This is a genomic window from Marinobacter sp. Hex_13, from assembly GCF_001566815.1.
GTDB lineage: Bacteria > Pseudomonadota > Gammaproteobacteria > Pseudomonadales > Oleiphilaceae > Marinobacter > Marinobacter salarius.
In genome coordinates this window covers 38,172-54,691 of sequence record NZ_LSMM01000025.1, presented here as the reverse complement: position 1 = coordinate 54,691, position 16,520 = coordinate 38,172, and the positions used below count along the sequence as shown (strand labels likewise).

15 protein-coding genes are annotated in these 16,520 nt (G+C 58.0%); 6 read left to right on the top strand and 9 right to left on the bottom strand.

The genetic code is table 11. The features are described 5' to 3' along the window. The first annotated feature begins 166 nt into the window (after positions 1-166). The 5 genes from AXW11_RS05725 to AXW11_RS05705 all read left to right on the top strand — a co-directional run bounded on the left by AXW11_RS05725 (position 167) and on the right by AXW11_RS05705 (position 6,322). Positions 167-1,522: an 8-oxoguanine deaminase gene (locus AXW11_RS05725; protein ID WP_091643364.1), complete on the top strand. Its 1,356-nt coding sequence runs from the start codon at positions 167-169 to the stop codon at positions 1,520-1,522. Between the two features lie 70 nt (positions 1,523-1,592). Beyond that, entirely contained in the window at positions 1,593-2,990 is a 1,398-nt protein-coding gene (locus AXW11_RS05720) for a uracil-xanthine permease family protein (protein WP_091643362.1), read from the top strand. A 61-nt stretch (positions 2,991-3,051) separates the two neighbouring features. Further along, positions 3,052-3,471, top strand: coding sequence for a GlcG/HbpS family heme-binding protein (locus AXW11_RS05715; RefSeq protein WP_075195345.1), 420 nt, complete (start codon positions 3,052-3,054; stop codon positions 3,469-3,471). Between the two features lie 48 nt (positions 3,472-3,519). Continuing rightward, positions 3,520-5,442 carry a methyl-accepting chemotaxis protein gene (locus AXW11_RS05710; protein WP_091643359.1) on the top strand — a complete coding sequence of 641 codons (1,923 nt, stop codon included), beginning with the start codon at positions 3,520-3,522 and terminating at the stop codon, positions 5,440-5,442. Positions 5,443-5,509: 67 nt separating this feature from the next. Next, positions 5,510-6,322: a substrate-binding periplasmic protein gene (locus tag AXW11_RS05705; RefSeq protein WP_091643356.1), complete on the top strand. Its 813-nt coding sequence runs from the start codon at positions 5,510-5,512 to the stop codon at positions 6,320-6,322. Between the two features lie 41 nt (positions 6,323-6,363). Here the strand turns inward: AXW11_RS05705 and AXW11_RS05700 are convergent, their stop codons facing one another. The 3 genes from AXW11_RS05700 to AXW11_RS05690 all read right to left on the bottom strand — a co-directional run bounded on the left by AXW11_RS05700 (position 6,364) and on the right by AXW11_RS05690 (position 9,408). Continuing rightward, positions 6,364-6,966, bottom strand: coding sequence for a hypothetical protein (locus tag AXW11_RS05700; RefSeq protein ID WP_091643354.1), 603 nt, complete (start codon positions 6,964-6,966; stop codon positions 6,364-6,366). Between the two features lie 80 nt (positions 6,967-7,046). Further along, a complete protein-coding gene (locus AXW11_RS05695) occupies positions 7,047-8,354 on the bottom strand; it encodes a methyl-accepting chemotaxis protein (protein WP_091643352.1) in 1,308 nt (435 codons plus the stop codon). A 163-nt stretch (positions 8,355-8,517) separates the two neighbouring features. Further along, positions 8,518-9,408, bottom strand: coding sequence for a LysR family transcriptional regulator (locus AXW11_RS05690; RefSeq protein ID WP_075195350.1), 891 nt, complete (start codon positions 9,406-9,408; stop codon positions 8,518-8,520). A 116-nt stretch (positions 9,409-9,524) separates the two neighbouring features. Here AXW11_RS05690 and AXW11_RS05685 point away from each other — a divergent pair, with 116 nt between their 5' ends. Continuing rightward, positions 9,525-9,869 (top strand): DUF1127 domain-containing protein, encoded by a 345-nt coding sequence (locus AXW11_RS05685; protein WP_085681784.1) that lies wholly within the window; start codon positions 9,525-9,527, stop codon positions 9,867-9,869. On the opposite strand, the gene AXW11_RS05680 is transcribed toward AXW11_RS05685, so the two are convergent. Genes AXW11_RS05680 through AXW11_RS05655 form a run of 6 tightly spaced genes read right to left on the bottom strand, consistent with a single transcriptional unit; the run spans position 9,855 to position 16,478 of the window. After that, positions 9,855-11,657, bottom strand: coding sequence for an AMP-dependent synthetase/ligase (locus AXW11_RS05680; RefSeq protein WP_085681785.1), 1,803 nt, complete (start codon positions 11,655-11,657; stop codon positions 9,855-9,857). The two genes, AXW11_RS05685 and AXW11_RS05680, sit on opposite strands and share 15 nt — an antisense overlap. Beyond that, positions 11,654-12,463: an ABC transporter ATP-binding protein gene (locus AXW11_RS05675; protein ID WP_036202733.1), complete on the bottom strand. Its 810-nt coding sequence runs from the start codon at positions 12,461-12,463 to the stop codon at positions 11,654-11,656. Before AXW11_RS05675 ends, AXW11_RS05680 begins: the two co-directional genes overlap by 4 nt. 8 nt (positions 12,464-12,471) lie before the next feature. After that, positions 12,472-13,680 (bottom strand): ABC transporter substrate-binding protein, encoded by a 1,209-nt coding sequence (locus tag AXW11_RS05670; protein WP_085681786.1) that lies wholly within the window; start codon positions 13,678-13,680, stop codon positions 12,472-12,474. Between the two features lie 59 nt (positions 13,681-13,739). Beyond that, a complete protein-coding gene (locus AXW11_RS05665) occupies positions 13,740-14,783 on the bottom strand; it encodes a branched-chain amino acid ABC transporter permease (protein WP_041334440.1) in 1,044 nt (347 codons plus the stop codon). 1 nt (position 14,784) lies between these two features. Further along, positions 14,785-15,663: a branched-chain amino acid ABC transporter permease gene (locus tag AXW11_RS05660; RefSeq protein ID WP_091643349.1), complete on the bottom strand. Its 879-nt coding sequence runs from the start codon at positions 15,661-15,663 to the stop codon at positions 14,785-14,787. Further along, on the bottom strand, positions 15,663-16,478 hold the full coding sequence (locus tag AXW11_RS05655; RefSeq protein WP_091643347.1) for an ABC transporter ATP-binding protein: 816 nt from the start codon (positions 16,476-16,478) through the stop codon (positions 15,663-15,665). Before AXW11_RS05655 ends, AXW11_RS05660 begins: the two co-directional genes overlap by 1 nt. Between the last annotated feature and the right edge of the window lie 42 nt (positions 16,479-16,520).

Here is a 16,520-nt window from a genome sequence, read left to right as displayed (position 1 = left end):
CAGACAACCTACATCGCTGCCAACCCCGGGCTGGCGCCCGCCTGAGCGCCGGCCCGGCCAAATACCCTGTCATTAAAAGTTCAATTTGATCACAATTTTTCTTGACAAGTAATACATATTTGTACGAAGTTATCGGTCATAATGTATACAACAAAGAGCTGTAGGAATGACCGAAACAGACCACAGATTATGGATTCGCAATCCGCTTGCCTGCTCTGACCCAGGCGCAGCCGGCGGTATTGTCGTCACGGGAACAAGAATTGTGGAAAAAGTGGCCGGGGGGCAGCAACCTCACCAGCCCGTTAACGAGACCTTTGATGCTTCCGGGCATGTCCTGTTACCCGGCTTGGTAAATACCCACCATCACTTCTACCAAACTCTGACCCGAGCCTATTCCCCCGCGCTCAATAAAGAGTTATTTCCCTGGCTGACCACGCTTTACGATGTCTGGGCCAATCTCAACGACAGCCAGATGGCCCTGGCCAGCGAGTTGGCGATGGTCGAGCTGCTGATGTCGGGATGCACCACCGTAGCGGACCATCATTACGTCTTTTCCGGTGCCTTGGTAAACGCGATTGACTGCCAGGTCGAAACCGCCCAGCGCCTCGGCGTTCGAGCGGCACTGACTCGCGGGTCCATGAGCGTCGGGCGCGACGATGGCGGTCTGCCGCCACAGACCGTGGTGCAGGACGAGCAAACCATTGTCGATGACAGCCAGCGTCTTATCGACCGTTACCACCAGCGTGCTGAAGGGGCCATGACCACCATCGCCCTGGCGCCTTGTTCACCGTTTTCAGTCAGCCGGGCATTGATGCGCGAGAGCGCGCGGCTTGCAGAGAACAACGACGTTCGCCTCCACACCCATCTTGCCGAAACCGAAGATGAGACCGCTTACTGCCAGAAGCTGTTTGGCATGCGCCCGCTGGATTATCTCGAGGACAGTGGCTGGCTCACCGATCGCACGTGGCTGGCCCATGGCATTCATTTCAATGACGACGAGATTCAGCGCCTTGGCCGTGCAGGCACAGGCATCGCTCACTGTCCCTCGTCAAACATGGTTCTGGGCTCAGGGCTGTGCCGGACCCTGGAACTCGAAGCGGCGGGCTCACCGGTCGGATTGGCGGTCGATGGATCAGCATCGAGCGACCACTCTAACCTTGCTTCAGAAATGCGTCAGGCACTGCTTCTGGGCCGCCTGCGTTACTCGCCAAGCCAGGTAACACACGAAGCCGTCATCCGCTGGGCAACGCAAGGCTCGGCCCGTTGCCTGGGACGAACCGATATCGGCGGACTGGAGCCAGGCCAGCAGGCTGACCTGGCACTGTTCAAACTTGATGAGCCGCGTTTCTCAGGCGCGGAGAATCCACTGGCGGCGTTGCTGCTGTGTGGTGCACAACGCGCTGACCGGGTCATGGTCGCCGGGCGCTGGAGAGTGACCGGCGGCCTGCCCTGCGACGTCGATCTTGACGCGTTGATGGCACGCCATGATGAAGCAGCCCGCCAACTAAGGAGCGCTATTTAGACGATCTTTGTAGAGCTATTGGTAGTCAACAGTCAGGCATTCCTACAAAAACAACACCTAGGAGAGACTCATGACAACAAGTACATCCGAACGGCCAGATACCGGTCCAGGTGACCGTTATAGCACCCGCGACGTTAATTCCATGCCGCCCTTGCGCCGCGCGATACCGCTGGGCATTCAACATGTTCTGGCGATGTTCGTTAGCAACGTGACCGTGCCAATCATCATCGCCGGGGCGGCGAACCTGCCTCCCGATCAGACGGCTTTTATGGTTCAGGCCGCGATGTTTGTCGCAGGCATTGCTACTCTGTTGCAGTCCCTGGGCCTGGGGCCCATCGGTGCTCGCCTTCCTATTGTTATGGGGACCAGCTTCGGATTCGTACCGGTCCTGATTCCCATAGCCATCGGCATGGGGTTGCCCGCCGCCCTTGGAGCGGCGTTGTGCGGTGGCGTCGCGATGGCGCTAATGGGGTTGTTTCTTCCCTGGTTCCGGTTTTTGTTCCCGCCAGTGGTGACTGGAACCTTTGTCGTGATGCTGGGCATTCTGTTGATGCCCGTTGGTCTTGCCTACGCCGGTGGTGGTTTCGGCGTGTCGGATTTCGGCGCCCCCCATCACATCGGACTGGCCTCGCTTGTTCTCGTCGTCACCGTGGGGCTTCACCAGTTCGGCCGAGGTATCTGGAGTGAAGTTGCCCCACTGGCCGGTTTGCTGGTTGGCTTCGTTGCTGCCGCGGCTTTTGGCTATGTCGATTTCTCCAAGGTGGGCGATGCCGACTGGGTGACGTTCCCCACCCCGCTGGGCATTGGTATTGAGTTCCATATGGCCGCCATCATCCCCGTGGTGGTGCTGTCTCTGGTCACCGTGGCCGAATCCATCGGCGATATAGTGGGCACCACCGCAGGCGGGCTGAACCGTGAACCCACCAAGAAGGAACTCTCCGGCGGCGTTATGGCCGATGGCATCGCGAGCGTATTTGCTGCTGTTTTCAATGCGTTCCCCCAGATCAGTTTCAGCCAGAACGTAGGCATGGTTGCATTGACAGGCGTCGTTAGCCGCTATGTGGTGGCGATTGGCGGCGGATTCTTGGTGTTGGCCGGCCTGCTGCCAAAGCTCGGTGGTCTCGTTTCCAGTATTCCCAACGCGGTGCTCGGCGGTGCGGTACTGCTGATGTTCGGTATGATCGCCAGTGCCGGCATTAAGATGCTCAGCCAGGTGCCGTTCGACAAGCGCAACATGCTGATCATTGGCACCTCTCTGACCATCGCGGTGGGTTTGCCGGCACAAGAAGGGCTCTATGCCAATCTGTCCGAAAACCTGCAAGCGATGATCGAATCCGGTTTGATCCCCGGGGCCATTACCGCCATCGCGTTGAACCTTATTCTTCCCAAAATCCCAAACCCGGTGCCCGATAGCTCTGAATGCCCTGAAAGCTCCAAGAGCACGGCAATGAGGCCGGACTCACTTTGAATATCTGGGTGATTGAGGGCCGAACGGCCATGTTTCCCAGCGATAAACCAAGGATAACTCGATGAAAACAAAACCAGTGCTAGGCTTAACAGACGTCAATCTGATTCTCGACGCGGCTCAGAAAGAGGCCGACGCCAACGGCTGGCCGGTGACCATCGCGGTAGCGGACGATGGCGGCCATGTCCTGGGGCTGCGTCGGCTGGACGCAACGGCGCCATTCACCGCGCATGTCGCCATGGAAAAGGCCCGTAGCGCCGCCATGGGTCGAAAAGAGACACAGATTTTCGAAGACATGATCAACAATGGGCGACATGCTTTTCTTTCAGCACCGCTCCAGGGGCTTCTCGCCGGCGGCGTGCCGGTGATCCTGGACGATCAGGTGGCCGGAAGCGTGGGAGTCTCCGGCGTCAAACCCGATCAGGATGTGCGGATAGCCAAGGCTGGCATTGAGGCGATCACCTCATCCGTGAATCGCCTTTGAAAAGTGGATTGCCCCATTAACCACTGAAGCCATCGCACTGGAGTATCCATGAGCATTCGCCTAAAGCTAATCATCGGAATGGGGGCAGCACTGCTTGCCAGCACGTTGCTGTTGGTTTCCCTTAATATCGTCCAGATGCGAGGGCTTCTTGATCGATACCTGCTCAACTCCGCCCTGCCATCCAGTCTGGAAGCGATAGCAAACTCCGTTGAGCGCGACCTCCAGGCGCCTATTACAGCGTCACGGCTGATTGCGGGGAACAGCTACCTCAAAGAGTGGATCGGTGACAACGAACCACAGCAGGGGCTCGACCCCGCCACCCGATATCTGGAGGGAGTCAGGCGCAGCCAGGAAGCCGCCTCCGCCCATTTCGTGTCGGTAAATACTGGCAACTACTACACCCATCAGGGCATCGACAGGGTGGTGACTCCCCAGGCGGACCGCTGGTTCTATAATTTCCTGGAAAGCGGCGAGACCATGGAGCTATCGCTGGACGTGGACAAAGCAACGGGTAAACCTACCCTCTTCATCAATGCCCGCATGGAGGATGGCGGCGAGGCTATCGCAGTAACCGGCGTCGGAATCGGGCTTGATCAGATGGCGGAGCGAATCAGGGAATTCCGCTTTGGTGAAACCGGTATCGTTTACCTGGTGTCTGAAACCGGCCAGGTCAACATTCATCCTGACCTGCAGCAAACAGATCAGCCCCTATCGAAGGTTATTTCTCCAACGGCCGCCGCCGAACTGTTGAAAGACCCGACATACCATCTGACCGAGTTTGATCGTGATGGCCGTCGCTTCATCGCCGCCAGCTTGCCTCTGTCGATCACAGACTGGCGTGTCGTTGTAGAGGTTCCGTCTACCGAGATCTACGGCGAAGCCAGCCGGGCCAACCAGACCTCCTTGCTCGTCGGCGTCCTCGTGGCTCTTGTTTTCCTCGGCATCATAGCTTTGGTCGCCACTCGCATGACGAAGCCACTGACGAAAATCACTCGGGCGTTGACCGAAATTGCCAAGGGTGGCGGCGATCTCACCCAGGAACTGGCGGTTGAACGCAAAGACGAGCTGGGCCAATTGGCGACCGGGTTTAACCAGTTTGTCGGGGCACAACGCGAGATGGTTCGGGGTCTTTTGGAGACGGCAATCCGGCTCAAGGCCTTTGTCGATCAAACCTCCACCGTGATGACGGCCAACACCGACCGGGCCAAGGAACAAAGCAGCCTGACGGACTCCGTCGCCACGGCGGTGTGCGAGATGGAAGCCACGGTTCAGGAGATTGCCAAAAGCGCCACGGAAACGGCAAACCAGCTGGAGCAGGTCGGCAACAGCGCCAGTGACATTCGTGAAGGCATGTCGCGTTCCATCGCCCAGGTCGAGGGAATGGCGAATAACATCCGCGAATCGGCCTCGGCGATCCAGCAGTTGGCTACCGAAGCGCGGGATATTGGCCAGGTGATCGAAGTGATCAATGCCATATCCGATCAGACCAATCTACTGGCTTTGAACGCAGCGATCGAAGCAGCCCGGGCCGGCGAACATGGGCGCGGGTTCTCGGTGGTTGCTGACGAAGTTCGCAGCCTTGCACAGAAGACGCAATCATCTACCAAGCAAATTCGAACCATTATCGAGCGTTTGCAGGAGGGCTCCGAGCATGCGGTCGAGACGATGGCCACAAGCGAGAAAGCCACCGAAGAAACCGTCAGTACCTCCGCCAGCATGGGCAAAGCCCTGGATGGAATCGGCGAGAACGTGGACCGGATTGTAGAGATGAGCCACCAGGTGGCTGCAGCAACCGAAGAACAGAGCTCCGTCACTGAGGAGATCAGCTCAAACGTTCAGGACATCTCTCATCTCAGTGCACGTTCGAGTGAGGACATGACGGCAGCCAGCCGTGAAATTGAAGAATTACGTGCGATGGCGGAAAAGCTTGAAGCTCAAATGAAAGCGTTCCGGCTCGACCGTGAAGACTGACTTAATGAAGAAAAGATTCGGGCGCTATACAGCTCATCCAACAACGACTAACTAGAGGGAGCCATCAGTGAAACAGATATTCGCCGCCTGCCTGCTGTTTGCCTGGACCGCCCAGGCAACTGCGCAGACATACGTGGTTGGGGTAGAACAGGGAAACTTCCTGCCCCATTACGGGGTTGACGAACAAGGCCAATACAATGGCTTCGCCCGTGAACTACTGGACCTTTTCGCCGAACATGCCGGCGTAACCTTCATCTATAAACCCTTGCCGGTCGATGAATTGATGCCGGCCCTCGTTGAAGGCGAGGTGGACTTCAAGTACCCGGATCATCCCGACTGGGCCCGTTCGGCAAAAACCGAGGACAGGATCAGCTACAGCCGCCCCATCGTGGAATATGTTGACGGCGTTCTGGTGTCTCCGCGGCGACTCGGCCTGGATGGGGACCACCTCAAACGCATCGGCCTTGTCGATGGCTGGACGGCCCGGGGATACGAGGAAAAGATCGAAGCCTCACAGATACTTCCGGTGCCCAGCGACAGCCTGCCCGAAATGATTCACCAGGCGTTGCTGAAGAACAGCGACGGCGCTTACTACAACGTGGTGGTCGCCCTGCACCACATCAACAATGTTCGGGTAAGACCGGGCGTTCTCGTGTTCGACCCCAACCTCCCGCATACCCGAAGCTCCTACCGGCTTTCAACGATCAGGCATGGGGATTTGCTGCCACGCTTCGACAGTTTTCTTGATGAGCGCCACGAACAGGTCGCGGCGATCAAGGCCAAGCATCGGGTAGAGGCCAACATTGGCACCGAGTACTTTGGCATGGAGCAATGGAAAGTGGACTTTCTCAAACGGCAAAAGGCGAGAAACGCTCAGTGACACTGCCCCTCTCGCCGTATTCTGGCCCGAACTGATCAAGGCTACTGAGGGCACAGCTCCGTTTCCAGCCAGCGGCGCACTTCATGCCGGTGACGCCTGCGGTTGAGCTGTTCACTGTGGATATCGCGGGGGAAAATTTCCGATGCACCGTCATGTCTTAGCCAGAAACGCCGGCGTACACCCACGGCATAGCGGCTGGGGCCGTGAACCACTGCGGCCCGAATTTCTACAGCAGTAACATCCTCGAACAGGTAGTCGCTGTCCCTGTCGCTATCGTCACTTCGGCGGCCCAGGATAATGTTGCGAAACGAACCCAACACCAGATACCCGCCGGGCTGCAACGGCCCCTGCCGCAATACCTGGTGTACATTGCTGTCATCTGCCCCAACCCGGCGATACTCGGTAACGGTCAGGGTTCTCTCCTCACCACTCAGGGTTTGCAGCACCACCTGCACACACTGCACATGGATGGTTTCCTTACCCATATTCACCAGCAGACACAGGGCGTCCGGGTTCTCGTTCTGGGCATGGTGAATAACCATATAGGGGCGGTTATTACGCTGATACTGGATCAGGAACAACTGAAAATAGACGATCCAGATAACCGCCATGACGGCGCTGCTGATGGGGCTTATGTATTCCATTTGCTCTCCTGGTTCAGCCGACTTATGCGCTTACACGTTCTGTCGATACACCAGGATTTCAACCCCATCTCCGAAACAGATCACCCCTCGCTACTTAACCGCGCCACCACAGCCGCCAGATCCGTCATACCCTTCTCCACCTGCTGAATGCCGGTAGCAATACCCGATATTTCATCCGAACTGCGACGTGACAGCGTCGATACCCCGTCCATGTTCGCGCGCAGGGACTCGATCAAGTGGCTGTTCTTGCCCACTACCGTGGAAATTTCTTCCAGGGATTCAGCGGTCTTTGCAGCCAGTTTACGTACCTCGTCGGCTACCACTGCGAACCCCCGCCCCATTTCGCCGGCACGGGCGGCTTCGATGGCAGCGTTCAGGGCCAACAGGTTGGTCTGCTCAGCCACAGAGCGAATGGTGCTGACAATACTGCCAATCTGCTCGGCCTGGGTTTCCAGATCCCGGCTTACCTCCGTGGCGCTGGCCACCTCAGCCAGAGCCGACGCCGAGGTTTCCACCGCAAGGTTGAGGGCACGGGTAGCTTCAGCCGCAATCTGTGAGGTCTCCTCGGAAGTGGCGGCAGCCACGTCGGCTGCCTCGCGGGCGTTGTTCACCCGCGCGGTAATGTCCGAGGCGAATTTGATCACCTTGTATACCTGCCCGCCAGCATCCAGCACAGGGCTGTAGGTGGCTTCCAGCCAGATACTCTTGCCGTTCCTGTCCCTGCGCTCAAACTGCCCTGAAAAACTCTCACCACGGGCCAACCGCTTCCAGAAGTCAGGGTTATCGCGATAGAAATCATCAAAGCAGAACATCCTGTGGTGCTGATGGATGATCTCGTCCTTGGCGTAGCCGGTGGTGGCCAGGAAGTTCTCGTTGGCCTCCAGTATCGTGCCGTCGGGCGTGAACTTGATGACGGCCATGTAGCGGTCGAGGGCATCAAGCATGGCGGTATCATCCGCCACTTTGTCCTGGGCAGCAGTCGCGTCTGTTGCCAGTTTGATGACCTTGAAGACTTTCCCGTCCTCATCGGTGACGGGGAAATAGGTGGCCTCCAGCCAGACACGCCGACCATCCTTGGCAAAGCGGGGGAATGTGCCCTGTTTCTTGATACCGCGCCCGAGATCCTCCCAGAAGTGCTGGTATTCCAACGACGCCGTATAGCTTGAGTCACACAGCGCCCGGTGGTGCTTGCCAATGACCTCCTGGCGCTCGTACCCGACAATGGATAGCAGGATATCATTGGCAGACTCTACAATTCCCGAAGGGCTGAACTCGATATACCCGATCTGGGAGGCAATGGCATTCAGGGTTTGCTGAATCCTCTCCTGTTCGCCCCTGGAGACCGTTAACTGATCCGTCAATTCCGCAATACGATGGCGCCCAAACATGACATTCTCTCCCTGATGGATGAAGCAGCACATTGCTCAATATATGCTCAACCCATCGGGGAAATAAGTAGCTTAAGGTACAGTTAAGGCAACGAACTGTAAGAAACAATTACATTACATGTTTAGCGATATGACCATCTTGAGACCAAGAGATCTCCGGAGATCACCTCCAATCCAGAAACGCATCCTTCACATGCCCCGCCAGCGCATCGTTGACCGGATTGCTGCCACTTCGCACGAGTGCGATCTGATACTCCGCCAGCGCCGGCAGCCCTTCCCTGTCGAGTTTTCGTAGCGGCGGGCGCACCAGGCTGACGGGGAACGGTGCAACCGCCAGGTCCGACAACATCGCCGCTTCCTGGCCGAAGCAATTATCGCAGGTGTAGGCAACCCGATAGGAAATATGGGCGTCATCCAGGGCCGTCAGCGCTGCCCGGCGCCATACGCAACCATGGCTGGCAAGCGCCACCGGCAGGGGTGACCGGTTGGCAGCGACACCCCCTTCGCGGCCGGCCCACACCAACGGTTCGGTGTGTACAACTTCACCGCGTCGCTCCTGCCCCTCATTGCCAATGGTGACCAGCACCATATCCAGCTCTCCCGCATCGAGCCGGTCCAGGTTCTGCTGACTGGAGCCAACCACCACATCCACCTGAACCGCCGGATACGAGCGCGCGAACTGCGCCAGTACGCCCGGCAGGATACGGCTGCCCACATCGTCTGAAGTGCCCAAACTGACCCGGCCTTCCAAAACGGGAGAGAGGAACTGCCGGATAGCCTCCTCGTTCAATCGCAGCAGTCGCCGGCCATACCCCAGCAACACTTCTCCCTCGGGCGTCAGCCGGACGCGACGGGCTTCGCGCACAAAGAGGACATGACCGAGAATTTCCTCAAGCCGTTTGATCTGCATGCTCAGGGCCGAAGGAGTGCGAAAAACCTGCTTCGCGGCCCGGGTGAAACTTCCACTCTCGGCAATGGCCACGAAGGTTCTCAATACGTCGGTATCCAGTAGCGGGCCAACCTCGCGGTTGGGCGCAAGTTCGGTACTGTTCATAAGCCACCTTTCAATTTTTCTTAACCCAGATGTTAAATCTTTTCGTTTGTTTGATCAAAGGTGACGTTGCATGCTGATAACCATGCCCCCGCAAACACGCGAGGGCACCCATACTGATGACTGAACTGGAGATTGAAACGATGAGCCATTATCAGGATTTTCGCCGCCCCCAGCTTCGTCCAGACGCCCCCGCCAAGCCCCCGGAGCTGGAGCTTTACATGCCGGCCACCCCGCCACTGGCGTTCATGGCAACGGTTGAGTTCTGGGTCAGAATCTTCCGGCGCAGGCACCATTTTCGTCGCCTGTTCCTGCCTTTGCTGAAGGAAGATGACGAGATGCTGGCGGACATCGGCTTCGAGAGGACGGATATTCAGTGGGCGCTCAATCTCCCACTGAAAATCGACGCCCTCAAGGCGCTGGAGGCATGTCGCAGAGCGCGGGTTTGTTCAAACGTAAAGTGACTCGATCACATCCGTATACTTCTCATAGATGTTGCTTCTGCGCACCTTCATGGTGGCTGTCACTTCATCGTCGTCATGGTCGAGCTCTTTGGTGAGCAGGTGGAAACGCTTGATCTGTGCCACTTGGGGTAACTGATCATTACCCCTGCTCACCTCGGCCTGGATCAGTTCGTTCACCCGCTGCTGTTCTGTCAGGCTGCGGAAGGTGGTATAGGCAATCCGTTGCTGTTCGGCCCACTTGGCCACCGTGTCAAAATCGATCTGTATCAGGGCGGAAACGTATTTCCGGGCCTCACCGATCACAATGCATTCCTTGATATAGGGGCTGGCCTTGATGGTGTTCTCAATCTCCGTCGGCGACAGGTTCTTGCCGCCGGCGGTGATCATGATGTCTTTCAGCCGGTCGACAATCTTGAGCTGGCCATTCCGCCACTCGCCTACGTCGCCGGTATGCAGCCAGCCGTCTTTCAGGGTAGAAGCAGTCGCCGCGTCGCTCTTGTAGTAGCCCTTGAACATGCTGCCACCGCGCATAATGATCTCGTTCTGATCACCGAGTTTGACCTCAACGCCGGCGATCGCGACACCCACGGTTCCCAGCTTCACGTCATCCACCGGCTGTGCGGTTGCCACGCCGGTACTTTCCGTCTGGCCATAGACTTCCAGCAGCGGAACACCAATGGTCCGGAAGAATTCCAGAATCCCGGTGGAAATGGGGGCCGCTCCGGTCATCGCGATGGTACATCGGCGCAGGCCAATGAAATTCTGCAGGGCCCGGAACACCAGCCAGTAACTGAGGCTGTACAGGCCTTTTTCTTTCAGGCTCCACTGCGCCCGGGATTTGGTCGCCATAGGCGAACACGCGCGGATGGCCCAATCGAACAATGCCCGGCGGAAACGCCCTGTTTCCTGGACCTTGATATAGATGGCGGAGTGCAGCTTCTCCCAGATTCTGGGCACGCCCAGGAAAAAGGTCGGCGCAATTTCCCGCAAATCCTCCTGAACGGTCCGCAGGCTCTCGCCAAAGCTGACGGAGCTGCCTGCGTAAACCGGCGCAATGTTGGTTACCGCCTGCTCCGCCACATGGCACAGAGGCAGGTAGGAAAGGCTAGAACCGCGATCGTCCGCCTGCAGCAATTCAATAAGACCGGGAGCGGCAGCGTGAAGATTGCCCCAACTGATCATCGCGCCCTTCGGCCGTCCGGTGGAACCGGAGGTGTAGATCATCAGTGCGGTGTCATCCATCCGCTGGCCATCCAGCAATTCATCCACCAGTCCGGGATGGTCTTTTTCATACTCCCGGCCTCTGGCCTCAATGTCCTCGAACGCCGCCGGGGGCTCTGGATAGTAGCGAAGGCCTTTCATATCAATGGCAATGGTGTGCTTCAATTGGGGCAGTTGGGGCCAGGCTTCCAGCACCTTGTCGGTCTGCTCCTGATCCTCACACACCACAATGCTTGCATCGCTGTGTTCGAGAACGTAGGCCACTTCATTCCAGGGACTGGTCGGGTACACCCCAACACAGATGCCCCGAACCATGCCAATACCCATCTGGGCAATCACCCACTCCACCCGATTTTCCGAGATGATGGCCACATGGCCGCCCTCCTCCAACCCCATGGCGCGGAGGCCAAGACCAAAATGCCGGGCGCGATTGTAGTAGTCCCGCCAGGAATAAGCCTGCCAGATACCGAAGTCTTTCTGACGCAGGGCCAGGGCATCCGGCCGCTCTTGAGCATGGGCCCGCAGCATCTGGGTCAGGGTCAGATCAGGTAGGGAAGGTGTTGTCATGACAGCCACCGTTTACGGCGTTTATAGTGCTTGATATCACGGTAACTGCGGGCTTCACCTTCCTTGCCACCCACACCCAGGTAGAACTCCTGAACGTCCTCGTTCGCCGTGAGCTTGTCTGCCGGCCCGTCGATCACGATTTTGCCGTTCTCCATGATGTAACCGTATGAGGCAATCGCCAGAGACACGGCCGCATTCTGCTCCACCAGAAGAATCGCGGTGCCCTGTTCACGGTTGATCCGCGCCACGATGGTAAAAATCTCTTCCACCAGCAGCGGTGCCAGGCCCAGGGAGGGCTCATCAAGCATGATCAGGTCCGGCTGGGCAATCAGCGCCCGGCCCAGAGCCAGCATCTGCTGTTCGCCACCGGAGAGGTAACCCGCCAACTGCTTGCGGCGTTCCCTCAGGCGCGGGAAATAGTCATAGACCAACTCGTAGCTGTCACTCAACGAGGGCTTGCTGCCACTGAGTGCGTAGGTGGCGGCAACCAGGTTCTCCTCCACCGTGAGGTCTTCAAAGACACGGCGGCCTTCCATGACATGGAAGAGTCCGTTACGCACCAGTTTTTCGGGAGGCGTACCCTTTACATCCCTGCCCCGGAAACGTACTTCCCCGGCGGTCACCTCCCCGTCTTCCAGGGTCAGCAGGCCGGAGACGCTCTTCAGCGTGGTGGATTTGCCCGCACCATTGGAACCGAGGAGCGCCACAATGGCGCCCTCCGGCACCCGCAGCGACAGGCCCCGAAGAACCTGTACCGACTTGTTGTAGACCACCTCGATATTATCGATTTCCAGTAAGGCTTCCATACAGCCCCTCAGTCGAGGTGAATCCAGTCCGATACCGGCTCATAACGGCCTTCTTCAGCATTCACCCGCCAGATACGGCCGACCGGGAAGGACATGTTCCGCACGGTGACCGGAATGCCGATGATGCCGCCAGTATCCCAGTCCTCAATAGAGGCAAGAGATTCCGCCATGTTGTCTCCGGTCAGTTCTTTCCCCGCATCGAGCGTGCGCTTGACCACTTCTGTCCAGACCATGGCATTGAACCACCCCTGCATGTAGCCGGTAGGACGGTAGCCCGCTTCCGGATCGCTCTTCTCCGCCTGGGCACGGAGGGCATCAAGCATGGGCCCGCTTTCCTCGCTGTCGTAATAGTTGTAGGGCATTACGCCCATGTAGCCATCGGCATCCGCTCCCATCTTGTCGATGATCAGTTTGTCCGAGGACCAGAAGGTGCCCATGAACTGGGTATCGAGACCCATCTGGCGCATCTGCACCATGAACTCGTTGATCGGCGACAGTACGTAGCCATGAAACACCACAAAGTCCGGTCGCACCCGGCGAAGCTTCAAAACCTCGGCGGACACATCCACACTGCCGGGCTTGGTCACAATTTCCTCGACAACCTCGATGCCCAGCTCGCCCGCGCGGGCTTTGCCGTTTTCGATGGGGTCCTTACCGAATTCGGTATCACTGTAGACAAAGGCCACGGTAGGCATATCACCGCCTTCACCCTGGGTGGCGATGTACTCCAGAATGATGCCGAACATCTGACTATAGTTCGGGCCGGGAATGAACTGGTAAGGGTATTGCTCGTTATCCGTCAGCGCGGTCGCGAACGACGCCCCGCTCATCAGAGTATTGCCCTGGCTATTGAGCTCAGAGGCGATGGCTTTCATGAAACCGGTGCTGTCGCCGTAATAGGTAGCCGGGGAACTGCTACCGGAAATTTTCTTGAAGGCCGCCACCGAACGATCCACCTCATAGGCGGTGTCTTCCATCACATACTCGACCGGGTGGCCATTGATGCCCCCCTGGCTGTTGATCCAGTTGGTGTAGTCGGTCAGACCGGCGTGGATGTGAATACCGGCAAACGCGAACACGCCGGAGAGCGGTATGGAGCCGCCAAACACGACGGGCTCCTTGTCCTGTGACATCACCGGCGCGGCGACTGTCAGCGCAGCAACCAGGCTACCAAGCCCGGCAAGCCGGCGACCTTTTTTGAGGATGTTTCTGAACATGTTCATTCTCCTTGCGGCTTCTTGTTGTTGGTGTTGCACGGGTTCCCGTGAGAGAACCATTAATTCCGGAACGGCCAGAGGCGGAAAAAGCGACGGATACGGTGCCAGATTTCCGCAAGCCCATGAGGTTCAAAAATCAGGAAGCCCACGATCAGGGCGCCAAAGATGATTTCCAGCATCGGCGACATGAACACGGGCGCGTTGGGGTAGAACGGAGTCAGGGCCGCCGTCAGCAGTTTCAGCGCTTCCGGCACCAGGGTCATGAAAGCAGCACCGAGGATGCCCCCCAACAGATTGCCCATGCCCCCCACGATCACCGCCGCCAGATAGAAAATGGACATGGAAAGCGGAAAGCTCTCCGGGGTAACCACACGGTAGAAATAGGCAAACAGGCCACCGGCCACGCCGGCGTAGAACGAGCTGAGCGCGAACGACATCAGTTTGTAGCGCAGAAGGTTAATGCCGAGAATCTCGGCGGAAATATCCCGGTCTCGAATGGCAATAAAGGCCCTGCCGATTCGTGTCCGGAACACATTCCGGGCCGCCAGCACCATCAGCACCGCCAGCGGCACGATGATGAAATACATCATGAAATCACTCTGGAACGTCAGCCCGAACAGGTGCGCTGGCTCCAGGCTCAGGCCACCCATGCCACCGGTGACGGATTCCCACTCGGCAAAAATGAAGTGCAGGAACACGCTCGCGGCCAGGGTGGCGATGGCCAGATACAGGCCTTTGACCCGCAGTGAGGGCAGGCCCACCAGAATCCCGACGGCAGCAGCCATAAGCCCGGCCAGCACCAGAGTGACCGGGAACGGCAGGCCGGTGTTGATGGACAGCCAGGCCACCGTGTAGGCGCCAACGCCCATGAACCCCGCCTGCCCCAGGGAAATCAGCCCGGTAAAGCCGGTCAGGATGTTCAGGCCGGTGGTGCTGATTACGGCAATGCCAACCAGGCAGCCCAGGTACAGCAGGTAAGAGTCGACGGCAAACGGGAACACCACAAGAATCAGCAGGAAAAGACCCAGCCACAGCTTCTGGGTCTGGCTGGTCCAGATTGCCTCATCGGCCTCGTAACTCTGTTTCGCGTCACCGATGCGCATCTTACACTCGCTCTATTTCGTGGGTGCCAAAAAGGCCGTAGGGACGGATCACCAGGATCACCGCCAGCACCAGGAATGTTGCCGGCATACGGTACTCGCCCCCGAGGTAGGCACCGGCAACCGTTTCCAGCCAGCCAATGAACACGCCAGCCACCAGGGCACCCAGAATGCTGTCCAGCCCGCCAACGATCACCACCACCAGCACACTCAGACCAATGATCCCGAACTGCGGACTGAGGCCGCCGGTGGCGGCCACCAACACACCGGCCAACGATGCCGCAAGAGAGCCAAACACCCAGGCCATGTTGAATACCCGGCGCACGTTAATGCCCATGGAATAGGCCGCCGCCTGATCCGAGGCCGTTGCCCTCAGGGCCACGCCACCCCGGGAGAAGCGGAAATAAAGCAGATAAATAATGAGCAGGACCGAACCGATCAGAAAGCCGTAGGCAATTTTTGGAGCGAGGTAGAGTGGGCCGATAAACACCGGCTCCCGTGGCAGAAAACGGGGCAACAACTGCGGGTCGGCGGTCCAGATGAACTCCACCAGGCCCACCAGGATACTGCCAATGCCGATGGTGACCATCACCACCGAGATGGGGGACTCGCCCAGCATGGGCCGGATCATGGTCTTCTCGATCACACCGCCCAGAATACTGCCGCCGATCACCGCCAGCGGCAGGGCAATCCATGGTGATAACTCCATGCCGCCAGCAAAGGCCAGGAACAGATAGGCGGCAAACATCATGATCTCGCCAATGGCAAAATTGATCACCCGGGTGGCCTTGTAGATGATCACAAACCCCAGCGCGATAAGGGCGTAAAGCCCGCCCATGGCCAAACCGGCGAGGCTGATTTCACCAAAGAACAACCAATCCATCAGGCAACCTCCCCTTCTGGATTGAGCTTTCTTCGCAAACTGTCGATGTCACTGTTGCCCAGATAAGCCTTGATCACCTCGGGGTTGTTCTGAACATCCGCCGGCACGCCTTCGGTAATAACCTGGCCGAAATTCAGCACCGCGATATGGTCTGATATGTCCATCACCATGCCCATGTCGTGCTCTACCATCAGCACGGTAATGCCCCACTCTTCCCGGATATCCAGAATAAATCGGGCCATGTCCTCTTTCTCTTCCCGGTTCATGCCGGCCACCGGTTCATCCAGCATCAGCACCTTTGGTTGCATGGCTAGGGCCCGGGCAAGCTCAACCCGTTTTTGAAGCCCGTAAGAGAGGCTGGCCACCGGCTGGCGTCGTATATGATCGATTTCCAGGAAGTCGATAATCCGCTCTTCCACTTCCCTGCGAACAGCCATTTCCTCCCGGCGGGCCGGCCCGAAATAAACCAGCGCACTGAGCAGTCCGCTCTTCATGTGCACATGGGCGCCAAGCTTGATGTTGTCGAGTACGGTCATACCCCGAAACAGGGCTATGTTCTGGAAGGTTCGGGCAAGGCCAAGTGCGGCTCGCCTCGGCGGCTTGATACTGCCTGGCAACTCTTGGCCATGGTAGCGAATGGTGCCCTGCTGCGGTTTGTAAAAGCCGGAGATGCAGTTAAAAAGCGAGGTCTTGCCCGCACCGTTCGGGCCGATAATGGTCGTGACGGTGTTTTCAGGCACCTGGAAACTGACATCCTGCAGCGCCTTGACGCCACCAAATGAGAGAGACAGGTTACTGATCTCAAGGATGCTCACATTACCTCCCGGCACCCCTGGCGCCGGGCAGACAGGCTCGCG

Bases quoted from the DNA above. Each gene is read 5' to 3' on its own strand.
- AXW11_RS05685 (WP_085681784.1), top strand. From the start codon at position 9,525: ATGACTGAACTGGAGATTGAAACGATGAGCCATTATCAGGATTTTCGC.
- AXW11_RS05660 (WP_091643349.1), bottom strand. From the start codon at position 15,663: ATGGATTGGTTGTTCTTTGGTGAAATCAGCCTCGCCGGTTTGGCCATG.
- AXW11_RS05720 (WP_091643362.1), top strand. From the start codon at position 1,593: ATGACAACAAGTACATCCGAACGGCCAGATACCGGTCCAGGTGACCGT.
- AXW11_RS05680 (WP_085681785.1), bottom strand. From the start codon at position 11,657: ATGACAACACCTTCCCTACCTGATCTGACCCTGACCCAGATGCTGCGG.
- AXW11_RS05700 (WP_091643354.1), bottom strand. From the start codon at position 6,966: ATGGAATACATAAGCCCCATCAGCAGCGCCGTCATGGCGGTTATCTGG.
- AXW11_RS05665 (WP_041334440.1), bottom strand. From the start codon at position 14,783: ATGCGCATCGGTGACGCGAAACAGAGTTACGAGGCCGATGAGGCAATC.
- AXW11_RS05670 (WP_085681786.1), bottom strand. From the start codon at position 13,680: ATGTTCAGAAACATCCTCAAAAAAGGTCGCCGGCTTGCCGGGCTTGGT.
- AXW11_RS05725 (WP_091643364.1), top strand. From the start codon at position 167: ATGACCGAAACAGACCACAGATTATGGATTCGCAATCCGCTTGCCTGC.
- AXW11_RS05690 (WP_075195350.1), bottom strand. From the start codon at position 9,408: ATGAACAGTACCGAACTTGCGCCCAACCGCGAGGTTGGCCCGCTACTG.
- AXW11_RS05710 (WP_091643359.1), top strand. From the start codon at position 3,520: ATGAGCATTCGCCTAAAGCTAATCATCGGAATGGGGGCAGCACTGCTT.
- AXW11_RS05675 (WP_036202733.1), bottom strand. From the start codon at position 12,463: ATGGAAGCCTTACTGGAAATCGATAATATCGAGGTGGTCTACAACAAG.
- AXW11_RS05695 (WP_091643352.1), bottom strand. From the start codon at position 8,354: ATGTTTGGGCGCCATCGTATTGCGGAATTGACGGATCAGTTAACGGTC.
- AXW11_RS05715 (WP_075195345.1), top strand. From the start codon at position 3,052: ATGAAAACAAAACCAGTGCTAGGCTTAACAGACGTCAATCTGATTCTC.